A 13,598-nucleotide genomic window follows, 5' to 3' on the forward strand; every position below is an offset into this window, starting at 1 on the left:
CAATGGGACCGCCCCCAAGAGGAGAAAGCCCTCACCCGCGCTTCGCGCGACCTCTCCCGCAAGCGGGAGAGGTAAGACAACAACTGGAGCCACGACGATGAACATCCAAACGCCGGTGAAAGTGGACAAGGCCGAACGCATGCGAAAGGCCCGCGAGGAGGCCTATGCGACGCCGTTGTCGCAATTCCACCCCGGCGCGCCCCGGCTGTTCCAGGACGACACGCTGTGGCCGTGGTTCGAGCGGCTGCGCAAGGAAGAGCCGGTGCATTACTGCACCAACGCACCGATCGAGCCCTATTGGTCGGTGGTGAAGTACAACGACATCATGCATGTCGACACCAATCACGGCATCTTCTCCTCGGACTCCAAGCTCGGCGGCATCTCGATCCGCGACGTGCCGGAAGGCTACGACTATCCGAGCTTCATCGCGATGGATCAGCCCAAGCATTCGTCGCAGCGCAAGACCGTGTCGCCGATGTTCACGCCGACACATCTGGACGAGTTGGCCAAGCTGATTCGCCAGCGCTCGCAGACCGTGCTGGACAACCTGCCGCGCAACGAGACCTTCAACTTCGTCGAGCGCGTCTCGATCGAGCTGACGACGCAGATGCTCGCGACCCTGTTCGATTTCCCCTGGGAGGAGCGGCGCAAGCTGACGCGCTGGTCCGACGTCTCGACCGCCCTGCCCAAGAGCGGCATCGTCGCCTCCGCCGAGGAGCGCCGCCGCGAGATGGACGAGTGCTACGCCTACATGTCCAAGCTGTGGAACGAGCGCGTCAACTCGGCGCCGCGCAACGACCTGCTGTCGCTGATGGCGCACAACGACGCCACGCGCCACATGGACCCCGACAATCTCATGGGCAACATCATCCTGCTCATCGTCGGCGGCAATGACACCACGCGCAACACCATGACCGGCTCGGTGCTGGCGCTGAACGAGAACCCGGAGCAGTACGACAAGCTGCGCGCCAATCCGGAACTGATCGATTCCATGGTGCCGGAAGTGATCCGCTGGCAGACGCCGCTGGCGCATATGCGGCGCACCGCGCTGCAGGACACCGAGATCGGCGGCAAGCAGATCAGGAAGGGCGACCGCGTCGTGATGTGGTACGTCTCCGGCAACCGCGACGAGGAGATGTTCGAGAAGCCGAACGAGTTCATCATCGACCGCCCCCGGCCGCGCACGCATCTTTCCTTCGGCTTCGGCATCCACCGCTGCGTCGGCATGCGCCTCGCGGAGCTGCAGCTCAAGATCGTCTGGGAGGAGATGCTGAAGCGCTTCGACCGCATCGAGGTGGTCGGCGAGCCCAAGCGGATCTATTCGAGCTTCATCAAGGGCTACGAGACGCTGCCGGTAAGGATTCCGGCTTGAGCTCTCTCGTGTCCCGGACGCGTCGCAGCGCGTAGCGGTGCGGCGCAGAGCCGGGACCCAGCAAGCAACGGTCCCGCAGCGACATGGGCCCCGGCTCTGCAGCGCATCACACCGGACGATGCTTCGCATCGCCGGGCGTGCTGCGCTGCGTCCGGGGCACGAGAGCGGTGGGTCACCGACCCAGCTATAAAATTCCGGCATGTCAGCTCGCGCCAGATGCGAAGGCAAGTCGGCAAGCTTGTGTCCTAAGCATTGACCGCGCGCTCGCTGCGCTCCCTCGCCCCGCAAGCGGGGAGAGGCGAAGTAAGGGTCAACTCAACTTGATGTCCCACACGCCGTCCTTGCGGCAGGCGGCGACTTCCTCGCGCAGGAGCGCGGTGACGGCGAGAGAGGCCGTCGAGACCGGGCGGTCGATCGGAGAAGCGAAAATGAGCTCGCGCGTCATCGGCTTCGAGACGGCCGTGGTTTCCAGCCGCCCGTCCGCGACCTCGCCATGGACCGAGGACGGCGGCAGCAGCGCGAAGCCGAGCCCCTCCTCGACGAGACTAGTGAGCACGCGGAAGGAATCCGCCTCGAGCTGGACGTTGAGCTTGATCCTGCGCTGGGCGGCCGCGTGCTCGATCAGCGCGCGGAGGCCGTGCGAGTGAGAGGGCAGCACCAGCCGCTGCCGCAGCAGCCAGCCGATGTCGACGCTTTTCTTGCGCGCAAGTCCGCAGCCGCGCGGGCCGACCGCGACGATGTTGTCGCGGCCCAGGCTCTGGACGTTGAGATGCAGATCGGCGGAGCGGCCGTAGAGGATGGCGAGGTCCATCTCGCCGCGGTGCAGCCATTCGACCAGATGGCCACTGTAGCTCTCGACGATGCGCAGCGAGATGCCGGGAAACTTTTCGACGCAGCGGCGCGCGAAACGCGCCGACAGCACGCAGCTCACGGTGGGAACGAGGCCGAGCACGACCTGGCCCGATGGCGGCCCCTGCGACGACTGGATGTCGTCGCGGATCTGGTCGATCTGCCGCACGATGCCGGAGGTGCGCGCCAGCAGCAGGCGCCCGGCCTCGGTCAGCACCATGCCGCGGCCGTTGCGGGTGAACAGCTCCGTGCGCAGCTCGTGTTCCAGCAGCTTGATCTGCCGCGAGAGCGCCGGCTGCGCCACGCGCAGCGTGTCGGAGGCCTTGGACAGGCTGCCGAGCTCCGCCACGCAACTGAAGGTCCTGAGCTGCCGGAAATCCATGCTTGCCAATCCTGGAAGGCTACTCCATACGCTATAACAAATCAGCATAGGGGGCGGGCGTTGTTTTCACAACGCCTGAGGGTCGGCCGGCGTTATCTTAACTGCCGCTGAGAACTGGAAACGCCATGAGTGAAGATCACCACACCGAAGATTACGCCGACATCCGGGACGCCGTCGCCAAACTCTGCGCGCAGTTTCCCGGCGAATATTGGCGCAAGCTCGATCGCGAGATGGCCTACCCCAAGGCCTTCGTCGATGCGCTGACTGCAGCCGGCTATCTCTCGGTGCTGATCCCCGAGGAATATGGCGGTGCGGGCCTGAAGCTGTCGGCGGCGGCTGCGATCCTGGAAGAGATCCAGCGCGCAGGCTGCAACGGCGGCGGCTGCCATGCCCAGATGTACACGATGGGCACGGTGCTCAGGCACGGCAATGCCGAGCAGAAGGCAAAATACCTGCCGAAGATCGCCAGCGGCGAATTGCGCCTGCAGGCCTTCGGCGTCACCGAGCCGACCAGCGGCACCGACACCTCCTCGCTGAAGACCTTCGCGCGCAAGGAGGGCAACGACAGCTACATCGTCAACGGCCAGAAGATCTGGACCAGCCGCGCCGAGCATTCCGATTTGATGGTGCTGCTGGCACGCACAACGCCGAAGGAGCAGGCCAAGAAGCGCACCGATGGCCTCTCCGTGTTCATCGTCGACATGCGCGAGGCCAAGAACAACGGCCTCGAGATCCGCCCGATCCGCACCATGATGAACCACGCCACCACCGAAGTGTTCTTTACCGACATGAAAGTGCCGGCGGAGAATTTGATCGGCGAGGAGGGCAAGGGCTTCCGCTACATCCTCTCCGGCATGAACGCCGAGCGCATCCTGATCGCGGCCGAATGCGTCGGCGACGCCAAATGGTTCATTGCGAAGGCGACGAACTACGCCAAGGAACGCAGCGTGTTCGGCCGGCCGATCGGCCAGAATCAAGGCATCCAGTTCCCGATCGCCAAGGCCTATGCCTCGATGCGCGCGGCCGAGCTGATGGTGAAGGAAGCCACGCGCAAATACGAGGCCGGGCTCGACTGCGGCGCCGAGGCCAACATGGCCAAGATGCTGGCGGCGGATGCATCCTGGGAAGCGGCAAATGCCTGCATCCAGACCCATGGCGGCTTCGGCTTTGCCGAGGAATACGACGTCGAGCGCAAATTCCGCGAGACGCGGCTGTATCAGGTGGCGCCGATCTCGACCAACCTCGTGCTGTCCTTTGTCGCCGAGCACGTGCTCGGCATGCCGCGCTCGTACTGAGGCCACGTCATGGGAGCACTGGACGGGATCAGGGTGATTGCGGTCGAGCAGGCGGTGGCGGCGCCGTTCTGCTCCTCGCGGCTGGCGGACGCCGGCGCGGAGGTGATCAAGATCGAACGGCCCGAGGGCGATTTCGCCCGCGGCTATGACGCGGCGGCCAAGGGCCAGAGCAGCTACTTCGTGTGGCTCAACCGCGGCAAGCAATCCGCCGTGGTCGATCTCACGACGAAGGAAGGCCGCGCCGAGCTGGAGAAGTTGATCGCGAGCGCCGACGTGCTGATCCAGAACCTCAAGCCAGGCTCGATGGACAAGCTCGGCTTCTCCCGCGAGCGGCTGTTGAAGGACTATCCGAAGCTGATCTCGTGCACGATCACCGGCTATGGTGACGAGGGCCCTTACGCGCATCGCAAGGCCTATGATCTCCTGATCCAAGCCGAGAGCGGGCTCGCCTCGATCACCGGCAACCCTGATGGTGCCTCGCGCGTCGGCATGTCGATTGTCGACGTTGCGACCGGCGCCACGGCGCATGCGGCGATCCTGGAAGCGCTGATCGGGCGCGGGCGCACCGGCAAGGGCGCCGACATCCGCATCTCCATGTTCGACGTGATGGCGGACTGGTGCACCGTGCCGCTGCTCAACTCCGAGGCCGGCAACCCGCCGAAGCGCATGGGCCTGCGCCATCCCTCGATCGCACCCTATGGCGTCTTCACCTCCAGGGACGGCAAGGACATCCTGATCTCGATCCAGAGCGAGCGCGAGTGGAAGACGCTGTGCGCGAAGGTGCTGGATCAGCCCGACCTGCCCGCCGACCCCCGCGTCGCCAACATGGTTGAGCGCGTGCGCAACCGCGATTTCACCGACACGACGGTCGCTGATGCCTTCGGCAAGATGACCCGCGACGAGTTGCTCAAGCGCCTGTCGGATGCCGACATCGCCTTTGCCGAGGTCAACACCATGGCCGATCTCACCAACCATCCGCATCTGCGCCGCATCGAGGTCGACACGCCGAACGGGCGCGTCAGCTATCCTGCGCCGGCGCCGATCATCGTCGGCGAGACGCGCAGCTATGGCGCCGTGCCGGCGATCGGCGAGAAGCCCCCAAAGAAGTAAAAGAGCGAGGCGTCATGACCGAGAAGCTCGATATCGATCATTTGCGGCAATGGATCGGCCGCAGCACCGAGGCCACCGACATCGTCACCGCGCAGCTCGTCATGGGCCTGCGCGCGACGCTGTTCCAGGAGGTCGGCGAGCCCAAAAAGGGCGACGCCGCACCGTTCACGGTGCATTGGTGCCTGGCCCAGCCGGTGTTTCCGATGTCGATGCTCGGGCCCGACGGCCACCCCACCCGCGGCGGCTTCCTGCCGCCGGTGCCGCTGCCGCGCCGGATGTGGGCCGGCGGCGAGATCGAGTTCTTGCAGCCGCTCTGCGTCGGCGATGAATCGACGCGGACCTCGCGCATCGCCGACGTGCAGGTGAAGACGGGCTCGACCGGCACGCTGTGCTTCGTCTCGGTCGAGCACAGCATCTCCTCACCGCGCGGCACTGCCATCCGCGAACGGCAGGACATCGTCTATCGCGAGATGACGAGCAGCGCACCCGCGAGCGGCAAGGCTCCGCCTCCGCCGCCGCAGGCGCAGCACCGCGAGACCCATGTCTCCGATCCCGTTCTGCTGTTCCGTTACTCCGCGCTGACCTTCAACGGTCACCGCATCCATTACGACCGCGACTACGTCACCAAGGTCGAGGGATATCCGGGCCTGATCTTCCACGGCCCGTTGCAGGCTGCGCTGATCATCGAGATGGCGGCAAAGCTGCGCGGCGGCAAGGCGCCGAAGAAGTTCACCTATCGCGGGCTGCAGCCGCTGTTCGAGGGAAGCGAGTTCTCGGTGAATGCCAACGAGCTCGAGGCGGGCATTGAGCTGTGGACTGCGAACGCGGAGGGGCAGCCGACGATGAAGGGGACGGCGATTTGGTGATAAATACACCGTCATTCCGGGGCGATGCGAAGCATCGCGCCGGAATGACGGCTCAATAAAAGCATTCGGGGACGGAAACCATGGCCAAGAACGGCAAGACCGGCAACAGATCCGTCACCGTCAAGCAGGCGACGCTCGACCTGCTGCGTGCCTTCGGCATCACAAAAGTGTTCGGCAATCCCGGCTCGACCGAGCTGCCGTTCCTGTCCGACTGGCCCGACGACATCGACTATGTCCTGGCGTTGCAGGAGGCGTCCGCCGTCGGCATGGCCGATGGCTACGCGCAGGCAACGCGCAATGCCGGCTTCGTCAATCTGCATTCGGCCGCCGGTGTCGGCAACGCGCTCGGTAACATCTACACCGCACATCGCAACCAGACCCCGCTGGTGATCACCGCGGGCCAGCAGGCGCGCTCGATCCTGCCGCTGCAGGCGTTCCTCTATGCCGAGCGCGCCTCGGAATTCCCGCGGCCTTATGTCAAATACAGCGTCGAGCCGGCCCGGCCCGAGGACGTGCCGGCCGCGATCGCGCGGGCCTATTACACCGCGATGCAGCCGCCGTGCGGACCGACCTTCGTGTCGATCCCGATCGACGATTGGGCGCATGCGACCGCGCCGGTGGAAGCGCGCAAGGTCAGCCGCGAGATCGGCCCCGAGCCTGACGCCATGAAGGCGCTGGTCGCCGCACTCGCCAGCGCAAAGCACCCAGCCCTCGTCGTCGGCCCCGGCGTGGATCGCGCCGGCGCGGTGGACCTGATGGTGCGCGTCGCCGAGAAGGCCAAGGCCAGCGTCTGGGTCAGCCCGTTCTCGGCGCGCTGTTCGTTCCCGGAGCGTCACCCGCAATTCGCCGGTTTCTTGCACGCCTCGCCCGCGCAGCTCTCCGACGCGCTGCGCGAACACGATCTCGTCGTCGTGATCGGCGCGCCGGTGTTCACCTTCCATGTCGAGGGCCATGCCGCGATCTTCGACGGCGGCGCGACGATCTTCCAGATCACGGATGACGCGGATGCCGCGGCCGTGACGCCGGTCGGCACCAGCATCATCGCGACCATGAAGCCGGCGCTGAGCCTGCTGCTCGACATGCTGCCGGAGAGCAAGCGCGCCACGCCGAAAGGCCGCGCGCTGCCGCCGGCTCCGCAGGCCGCCGATCCGCTGCCGGTCGAGTTTTTGCTGCACGCGCTGTCGCAGGCGATGCCGGAGGGGACGTCAGTCGTCGAGGAGGTTCCCTCGCATCGGCCGGCGATGCAGAAATTCCTGCCGATGCGCGGCCAGGATTCCTTCTACACCATGGCGAGCGGCGGCCTCGGTTATTCGCTGCCCGCCGCGGTCGGCATGGCGCTCGGCAAGCCGAAGCAGCGCACCGTGTGCCTGATCGGCGACGGCTCGGCGATGTATTCGATCCAGGCGCTGTGGACCGCCGCGCAACGCAAGCTGCCGCTCACCATCGTCGTCATCAACAATTCCGGCTACGGCGCGATGCGCTCGTTCAGCCAGGTGATGCAGGTGCGGAATGTACCGGGGCTGGAGCTGCCGGGAATCGATTTCGTGCGGCTTGCCGAAAGCATGGGCTGCCATGCGGTGCGGGTGAGCAAGGCGGCGGAGCTCGGCGAAGCGCTGAAGCGCGGGTTGGCGCATGAGGGAACGAGCCTCATCGAGGTCGTCGTGGATTCCGCGGTGCCGGTGCTCTACGGGCAGAAGCATTGACTGTCGCCCCTGCGAACGCAGGGGCCCATACCGCGTGATCTATCGGTCAAGCGCGGCTGTCAGTACCCGCGGGATAACTATTCGCTGGCAGTCATCGCCAAACTTCTCCCTGGGATTATGGGTCCCCGCGTTCGCGGGGACGACATCGAGTGTGGCGCCACCATGCCCCCTACGACGCCAGGAATCCCCCGTCCGCCGCCAGCACGTGCCCGACCACATAGGACGACGCATCCGACGACAGCCACACCACGGCTTCCGCCACCTCCTCCGGGCTGCCCATCCGCCGCAGCGGCAACCCTGCGCTGACCGTTGCGACGTCGCCGACGCCGGCGCGCAGCATCATGTCCGTGACGACGCGGCCGGGTGCGATGGCGTTGATGCGGATGCCGCGCGGGGCGTTCTCCAGCGCCACTGAACGCGTCAGCGAGATCGCGGCGGCTTTCGAGGCCGAGTAGAGCGAGAAGCCGGGATTGGGATTGCGCACGCCGCTGACGGAGGCGTTGACCACGATGCTGCCGCGGCCCTGCGCCAGCATGACCGGCAATTGATGGCGCAGGCACAGGAACAGCGCGCGGACATTGGTGTCGAACACCCTGTCGTAGATGTCGGTGCCCTGCTCTTCCAGCGGCGCGCGGCGCTCCTGGAAGCCGGCATTGTTGAAGGCGACGTCGAGCCGGCCGCACCGTTCGACAGCGGTGCCGACGAGGCGTGCGACCTCGTCCTCGCGGGTGATGTCAGTCTGACACGCGATCGCCTCCGCACCGAGCTCGCGGCACGCAGCCGCGGTGGCCTCGATCTCGGCCTCGCGCCGGCCCGCGACGATGATCGCCGCGGCCCCCTCGGATGCCATCCGCAGCGCCGCGGCGCGGCCGATGCCGCTGCCGCCGCCCGTGACCAGGCAGACCTTGCCCGCCATCCGCTGACCTGCCGGCAAAGCTTCGCTCATGGTCCACTCCAAAACGCTTGCATGCGCCGCTTTGCGCATATAGTTGTATGGTACAACTACATGCCGGGAGTCAAGATGGCCGAGCTTGCGTTGATCGACGACATCCGCGCCGCCTCGCGGTTGATGGTGCGCGAGCTCGGCTTCATGGATGCGACGGTGGCGGCCTCGGACTACCCGCCGTCGGCGGTGCACACGATTCTGGAAATCGGCATCCGCGGTCCCATGAATTCAGGCGAGCTCGGCGATTTCCTGCGCCTGGAGAAATCCAGCGTCAGTCGGCTGGTGCGCAAGCTGATCGATTGCGGCGAGCTCAAGGAGACGCCGGACGAGAATGATGCACGCAGCAAGCTTCTGTCGCTGACCGCAAAGGGCCGCCGCACGCTCGAGGCGCTGCATGCGTTCGGCCGGCAGCAGGTGCGCGGCGCGCTGGCGGCGCTGACCGAGGCCGAGCAGCGCAAGGTGCGCGAGGGGATGATGCTCTATGCGCGGGCGTTGCGGGCGAGTCGGGTAGAGGATGAGGCGATAGCCTAACCACCGGTGTCGTCCCCGCGAACGCGGGGACCCATACCGCGTGATCTATCGATAAGCGGAGGTGTGTGTACCGCGGGAAGTAACACTACCTGTCTTCGCCCAACTTCTCCCTGGGGTTATGGGTCCCCGCGTTCGCGGGGACGACACCTGTTATGGGGCTACAGCGTACCGGCAACTTCCCTATGCTACTTCCCGAACTCTTCCCGCATCTTCGCCTGGATCTTGGCCATGCCGCCGAGCCAGCGATCGTAATTCTCGGTCTTCTTGCGCATATAGCCGAGCACCTGGGGGTGCGGCAGGATCAGGAACGTCTCCTGCTCGAGGCCGGCGAGCACGTCTTTTGCGACCTGCTCCGGCGTGAGGTCGCCGTCGCCGGATTGCGGGCCTTTCGGGATCGAGCGCAGCATGTTGGTGTCGACGCCTTGCGGGCAGAGGATCGAGACCTTGATGTTGTCGGCCTTGTGCGAGATCGCGAGATTCTCCGCAAAGCCGACCGCGGCATGCTTGGTGGTGGAATAAGCCGGGCTGCCAACCTGCGACAGCAGGCCCGCGGCCGAGATGGTGTTGAGGAAATAGCCGCCGCCGCGCGCCTTCATGCGCGGGACGAGATGCCGCGCCGCGTAGACATGGGCCATGACGTGGATCGCCCAGCTGCGCTGCCACGGCTCGTCGGAGGCGCCGCCGGCATTGACCGACATCGGATCGAAGCCGCCGCCAATGCCGGCATTGGAGCAGAACAACCCGATGGGCCCGAACTGCCGCTCGGTCTCCTCGATGACGTGCGCAATGTCCTTTTCCTGCGCCACGTCGCATTTGAAGGCCGCGCCATCCACCATGGCCGCGACCGCCCTTGCATTGGCGGCGTCCATATCCGCGACGACGACCTTGGCCGCGCCCGCGCTGTGAAACGCCTCGCACAGCGCCTTGCCGATGCCGTTTGCGCCGCCCGTGACGACCACGACCTTGCCGGTCACCTGCATGCGACGTCTCCTCTTGTCTTATACCGCTTTAGACCGCCCGTTTATTCCGCGGCACGGAGCCTGCTCAGCTCAACACGAGGTCGAGCACCGCGGTATAATGGCACGCCGCGCCGGCCAAGACAAAGCCGTGCCAGATCGCATTCTGGAAGCGCAGCCGCCGCCAGGCGTGGAAGATCACGCCAAAACTGTAGAGCAGTCCGCCGGCCAGGATGAAGCCCAGCACCAGCGCCGGCAGCGCCCGGACCACGGCGTCGTAGAGCATCACGCCGCTCCAGCCCATCGCGAGATAGATGCCGACCGCGACGCGGTCGAAGCGGCCGGGACAGCAAAGCTTGAGCACGATGCCAAGGATCGCGACGCACCAGACCCCGGCGAGCAGCACGAGCGCGAACCCGCTGTCCTTCACCTCCAGGATGAACGGCGTGTAGGTCGCCGCGATCAGGAGATAGATCGCGGAATGGTCGAACCGCCGCAACAGCCATTTGGCCGGCGACACCGGCCAGAGATTATAGGTCGCCGACAGCACCAGCATCGAGAGCAGGCCGGCGACGTAGATCGAGACGCCGACGATGTCGGTTGCCGTGGCGTAGAGCGCCGTCAGCACCAACAGCACGGTCGCCGCAATGATGCCGGAGAGGACGCCGATCGCGTGGATGATTCCATCGGCGATCAGCTCGGCGCGGTCGTAATTCCAGCCCATCACGTCGGCTGCGGCGTGGACGGAGGTGGAGGCGAACTCTTTCAGTTGGAAGACGGTCATGGCAATCCGCAAAATTGAGGTAATGCCCTCTTCTATGGGTGCTTCGGGATCAGCGCGTCGTTCAAACGGCTGATTTGCCGATAAAGGCGGTGGAAGTATGAAGCTTGATTTTCCTCAGGCAGTTGCCACTTTTGTGACTAATCCATTTTGCGTATCCCCGCCCGAGATCCCCCGCGTTCACATGGCATTCAGTTTCCAGGATATGGTCGAAGAAGCGCGTTTGTCGGCCCAGGCGCTGATCGACTATGGGGAACATTTTTTCAACCCGACGGTGCGGTTAGGCGTTACCGGCCTGTCGCGGGCCGGCAAGACCGTGTTCATCACCGCGCTGATCCACGGCCTCACCCGCGGCGGCCGGTTTCCGGTGTTCGAAGCCTATGCCTCGGGCCGGATCGCGCGGGCGCATCTTTCGCCGCAGCCCGACGACGCCGTGCCGCGCTTTGCCTATGAGAACCATCTGCGCGCGCTGGTCGAGGAACGGCGCTGGCCGAATTCGACCGTCGACATCAGCGAGCTCCGCCTCGTCATCGACTATCAGCGGCCGAACGGCGCGGATCGCACGCTGACGCTCGACATCGTCGACTATCCCGGCGAATGGCTGCTCGACCTGCCGCTGCTGCAGAAGAGTTTCGAGCAATGGTCGGCGGAGAGCCTGGCGCTGTCGCGCGAGGCGCCGCGCGCGCATCTTGCGGGCGAATGGCACGCGCATCTGGCAACGCTCAAGGCCGACGCGCGCGAAGACGAGCAGGCAACGCTCACGGCCGCAAAACTCTTCACCGACTATTTGCGCGCCTGCCGCGACGAGCGCTTCGCGATGAGCCTGCTGCCGCCCGGCCGTTTCCTGATGCCCGGCAATCTCGCGGGCTCGCCGGCGCTGACCTTCGCGCCGCTCGACGTGCCCGTGGGCGGACAGGCGCCGGAGGGATCGCTGTGGGCGATGATGGTGCGCCGCTTCGAGGCCTACAAGGACGTCGTGGTGCGGCCGTTCTTCCGCGATCATTTTGCCCGGCTCGATCGCCAGATCGTGCTCGCCGATGCGCTGTCCGCGTTCAACTCCGGTCCCGAGGCGCTGCACGATCTCGAAGCCGCGCTCGCCGGCATTCTCGACTGCTTCAACATCGGCCGCAGCACGATCCTCTCCAGCCTGTTCCGGCCGCGCATCGACCGCATCCTGTTCGCGGCGACCAAGGCCGACCATCTGCATCATTCCAGCCACGACCGGCTCGAGGCCGTGCTGCGCCGCGCCGTCTCCGGCGCCGTCGCGCGTGCGGAGACGACCGGCGCTTCCATCGACGTGGTGGCGCTGGCCGCGGTGCGTGCCACGCGGGAGGCACAGGTCGCGCGCGGCCGCGACAAACTGCCGTCGATCCTGGGAACGCCGGCCGCGGGTGAAAGCGCCGGCGGCGAATTCTTCGACGGCAAGACGGAAGTGGCGACCTTTCCGGGCGATCTCCCCTTGGATCCCGAGCCGCTGTTCAATGGCAATGATTCATTCCGCGGCCTCGCGACCGAGGCAGCTGAAAAGAGCGATTTCCGCTTCCTGCGCTTCCGCCCGCCGGCACTCGACCGCGAAGGCAGCGAGCCGCCGACGCTGCCACACATCCGCCTCGACCGTGCCTTGCAGTTCCTGATCGGAGACAAGCTCGCATGAACGACCGATCCCAGCAGAGGCGGCCGGCGACGTTCCGGCTCGACGATCCCGGCGTCGTCGTCACAGAAGCCGACGAGACCAGCCGGCTCAGCCGCGCCACTATCCAGATCACGCCGGAGCACGATCCGCAGGCGCTCCCGGTGCCGATCGCGGCCGCCCTCCCGGCACGGCGCGGCTTTCCCTGGGGCGCGCTGTTCTGGTCGGGCGTTGCCGGGCTGACATTGCTGGGCACCGGACTCGGCGTGGTCCACCTGATCGAGGATCTGTTCGCGCGCAACGAAACGCTCGGCTTTGTCGGCCTTGCGTTCGCCTGCGTGACCGCACTCGCGCTCGCCGTGGTGATTGGCCGCGAGGCGTTCGGCCTCGCGCGTCTTGCGACCATCGAGCAGCTGCATGCGCGCGCTGCTTCCGTGCTTGCCAGCGACGACCGCAAGGAAAGCCGCGTCATCGTGCAAGACCTGCTCAAGATCGCGCATCAGAACCCGCAACTGGCGCGCGCCCGTGCCACGCTGGAGAGCCACACCGGCGAGATCATCGACGGCGCCGACATGATCCGCCTCGCCGAGCGCGAGTTGATGTCCCCGCTCGATGCCGAGGCGCGGCGGCTGGTGTCGTCGGCCGCGCAAAAGGTTTCGATCGTGACCGCGGTGAGCCCACGCGCCGCGATCGACGTGCTGTTCGTGCTCGTCGCCGCGCTGCGCCTGATCCGCCAGCTCGCTTATCTCTATGGCGGCCGCCCCGGCGCGCTCGGCATGATCCGCCTGCTGCGCCACGTCATCGCCCATCTCGCCATCACCGGCGGCATGGCCGCGAGCGACAGCCTGGTGCAGCAGATGCTCGGCCACGGCATCGCAGCAAAATTGTCGCAGCGGCTCGGCGAAGGCGTTCTGAACGGATTGCTGACGGCGCGGCTGGGATTGGCGGCGATCGACGTCACAAGGCCGCTGCCGTTTGCGGCATTGCCGCCGCCGAAGCTGTCCGATCTCGCGACGGATCTGCTGCGGAAGAAGGATGGGGAGGAGTAGCGGCTCTTTCTTACCCTCCCCTGGAGGGGGAGGGTCGGCTCGCAGCGCGCCAGCGATGCGAGACGGGGTGGGGTGACGGTCTCTCCCATTGAACACTGCCCGCGTGGAGAGATCACCCCACCCCGCTC

The 13,598-nt window shown here is 66.1% G+C and carries 12 protein-coding genes; 8 read left to right on the forward strand and 4 right to left on the reverse strand.

Annotated features, from left to right (window positions below; genetic code table 11):
• Positions 1–97 precede the first annotated feature (97 nt).
• The gene (locus SE92_RS17610) at positions 98–1,372 is read left to right on the forward strand and encodes a cytochrome P450 (protein WP_063196957.1); all 1,275 of its coding nucleotides are present in this window, start codon (positions 98–100) and stop codon (positions 1,370–1,372) included.
• Between the two features lie 310 nt (positions 1,373–1,682).
• Here SE92_RS17610 and SE92_RS17615 read toward each other — a convergent pair whose 3' ends face one another.
• Positions 1,683–2,603 carry a LysR substrate-binding domain-containing protein gene (locus SE92_RS17615; RefSeq protein WP_063196959.1) on the reverse strand — a complete coding sequence of 307 codons (921 nt, stop codon included), beginning with the start codon at positions 2,601–2,603 and terminating at the stop codon, positions 1,683–1,685.
• A 125-nt stretch (positions 2,604–2,728) separates the two neighbouring features.
• On the opposite strand from SE92_RS17615, the gene SE92_RS17620 reads away from it, so the two are divergent.
• The 4 genes from SE92_RS17620 to mdlC all read left to right on the forward strand — a co-directional run bounded on the left by SE92_RS17620 (position 2,729) and on the right by mdlC (position 7,577).
• Positions 2,729–3,898 (forward strand): acyl-CoA dehydrogenase family protein, encoded by a 1,170-nt coding sequence (locus SE92_RS17620; protein WP_063196961.1) that lies wholly within the window; start codon positions 2,729–2,731, stop codon positions 3,896–3,898.
• A gap of 9 nt (positions 3,899–3,907) precedes the next feature.
• Positions 3,908–5,008 carry a CaiB/BaiF CoA transferase family protein gene (locus SE92_RS17625; protein ID WP_063196962.1) on the forward strand — a complete coding sequence of 367 codons (1,101 nt, stop codon included), beginning with the start codon at positions 3,908–3,910 and terminating at the stop codon, positions 5,006–5,008.
• Between the two features lie 14 nt (positions 5,009–5,022).
• The gene (locus SE92_RS17630; RefSeq protein WP_063196964.1) at positions 5,023–5,874 is read left to right on the forward strand and encodes an HTD2 family dehydratase; all 852 of its coding nucleotides are present in this window, start codon (positions 5,023–5,025) and stop codon (positions 5,872–5,874) included.
• A gap of 80 nt (positions 5,875–5,954) precedes the next feature.
• The gene (gene mdlC / locus SE92_RS17635; protein WP_063196966.1) at positions 5,955–7,577 is read left to right on the forward strand and encodes a benzoylformate decarboxylase; all 1,623 of its coding nucleotides are present in this window, start codon (positions 5,955–5,957) and stop codon (positions 7,575–7,577) included.
• Between the two features lie 169 nt (positions 7,578–7,746).
• Here the strand turns inward: mdlC and SE92_RS17640 are convergent, their stop codons facing one another.
• Positions 7,747–8,523, reverse strand: a complete 777-nt coding sequence (locus tag SE92_RS17640; protein ID WP_063196967.1) for an SDR family NAD(P)-dependent oxidoreductase — start codon at positions 8,521–8,523, stop codon at positions 7,747–7,749.
• Positions 8,524–8,598: 75 nt separating this feature from the next.
• On the opposite strand from SE92_RS17640, the gene SE92_RS17645 reads away from it, so the two are divergent.
• The gene (locus SE92_RS17645; RefSeq protein ID WP_063196969.1) at positions 8,599–9,054 is read left to right on the forward strand and encodes a MarR family winged helix-turn-helix transcriptional regulator; all 456 of its coding nucleotides are present in this window, start codon (positions 8,599–8,601) and stop codon (positions 9,052–9,054) included.
• A gap of 185 nt (positions 9,055–9,239) precedes the next feature.
• Here SE92_RS17645 and SE92_RS17650 read toward each other — a convergent pair whose 3' ends face one another.
• Positions 9,240–10,034, reverse strand: coding sequence for an SDR family oxidoreductase (locus SE92_RS17650; RefSeq protein ID WP_063196971.1), 795 nt, complete (start codon positions 10,032–10,034; stop codon positions 9,240–9,242).
• A gap of 64 nt (positions 10,035–10,098) precedes the next feature.
• A complete protein-coding gene (trhA, locus tag SE92_RS17655; protein ID WP_063196973.1) occupies positions 10,099–10,794 on the reverse strand; it encodes a PAQR family membrane homeostasis protein TrhA in 696 nt (231 codons plus the stop codon).
• Between the two features lie 181 nt (positions 10,795–10,975).
• Between trhA and SE92_RS17660 the strand changes: the two genes are divergently transcribed.
• Positions 10,976–12,445 carry a YcjX family GTP-binding protein gene (locus SE92_RS17660; protein ID WP_063196975.1) on the forward strand — a complete coding sequence of 490 codons (1,470 nt, stop codon included), beginning with the start codon at positions 10,976–10,978 and terminating at the stop codon, positions 12,443–12,445.
• A complete protein-coding gene (locus SE92_RS17665) occupies positions 12,442–13,470 on the forward strand; it encodes a YcjF family protein (RefSeq protein ID WP_063196977.1) in 1,029 nt (342 codons plus the stop codon). Before SE92_RS17660 ends, SE92_RS17665 begins: the two co-directional genes overlap by 4 nt.
• Positions 13,471–13,598: the final 128 nt, after the last annotated feature.

This window comes from Bradyrhizobium sp. AT1, from assembly GCF_001590795.1.
In the GTDB taxonomy this organism is placed as follows: Bacteria; Pseudomonadota; Alphaproteobacteria; order Rhizobiales; family Xanthobacteraceae; genus Bradyrhizobium.

Coding starts and splice junctions, on each gene's coding strand:
- SE92_RS17610 (WP_063196957.1), top strand. CDS start 98: ATGAACATCCAAACGCCGGTGAAAGTGGACAAGGCCGAACGCATGCGA.
- SE92_RS17615 (WP_063196959.1), bottom strand. CDS start 2,603: ATGGATTTCCGGCAGCTCAGGACCTTCAGTTGCGTGGCGGAGCTCGGC.
- SE92_RS17620 (WP_063196961.1), top strand. CDS start 2,729: ATGAGTGAAGATCACCACACCGAAGATTACGCCGACATCCGGGACGCC.
- SE92_RS17625 (WP_063196962.1), top strand. CDS start 3,908: ATGGGAGCACTGGACGGGATCAGGGTGATTGCGGTCGAGCAGGCGGTG.
- SE92_RS17630 (WP_063196964.1), top strand. CDS start 5,023: ATGACCGAGAAGCTCGATATCGATCATTTGCGGCAATGGATCGGCCGC.
- mdlC (WP_063196966.1), top strand. CDS start 5,955: ATGGCCAAGAACGGCAAGACCGGCAACAGATCCGTCACCGTCAAGCAG.
- SE92_RS17640 (WP_063196967.1), bottom strand. CDS start 8,523: ATGAGCGAAGCTTTGCCGGCAGGTCAGCGGATGGCGGGCAAGGTCTGC.
- SE92_RS17645 (WP_063196969.1), top strand. CDS start 8,599: ATGGCCGAGCTTGCGTTGATCGACGACATCCGCGCCGCCTCGCGGTTG.
- SE92_RS17650 (WP_063196971.1), bottom strand. CDS start 10,034: ATGCAGGTGACCGGCAAGGTCGTGGTCGTCACGGGCGGCGCAAACGGC.
- trhA (WP_063196973.1), bottom strand. CDS start 10,794: ATGACCGTCTTCCAACTGAAAGAGTTCGCCTCCACCTCCGTCCACGCC.
- SE92_RS17660 (WP_063196975.1), top strand. CDS start 10,976: ATGGCATTCAGTTTCCAGGATATGGTCGAAGAAGCGCGTTTGTCGGCC.
- SE92_RS17665 (WP_063196977.1), top strand. CDS start 12,442: ATGAACGACCGATCCCAGCAGAGGCGGCCGGCGACGTTCCGGCTCGAC.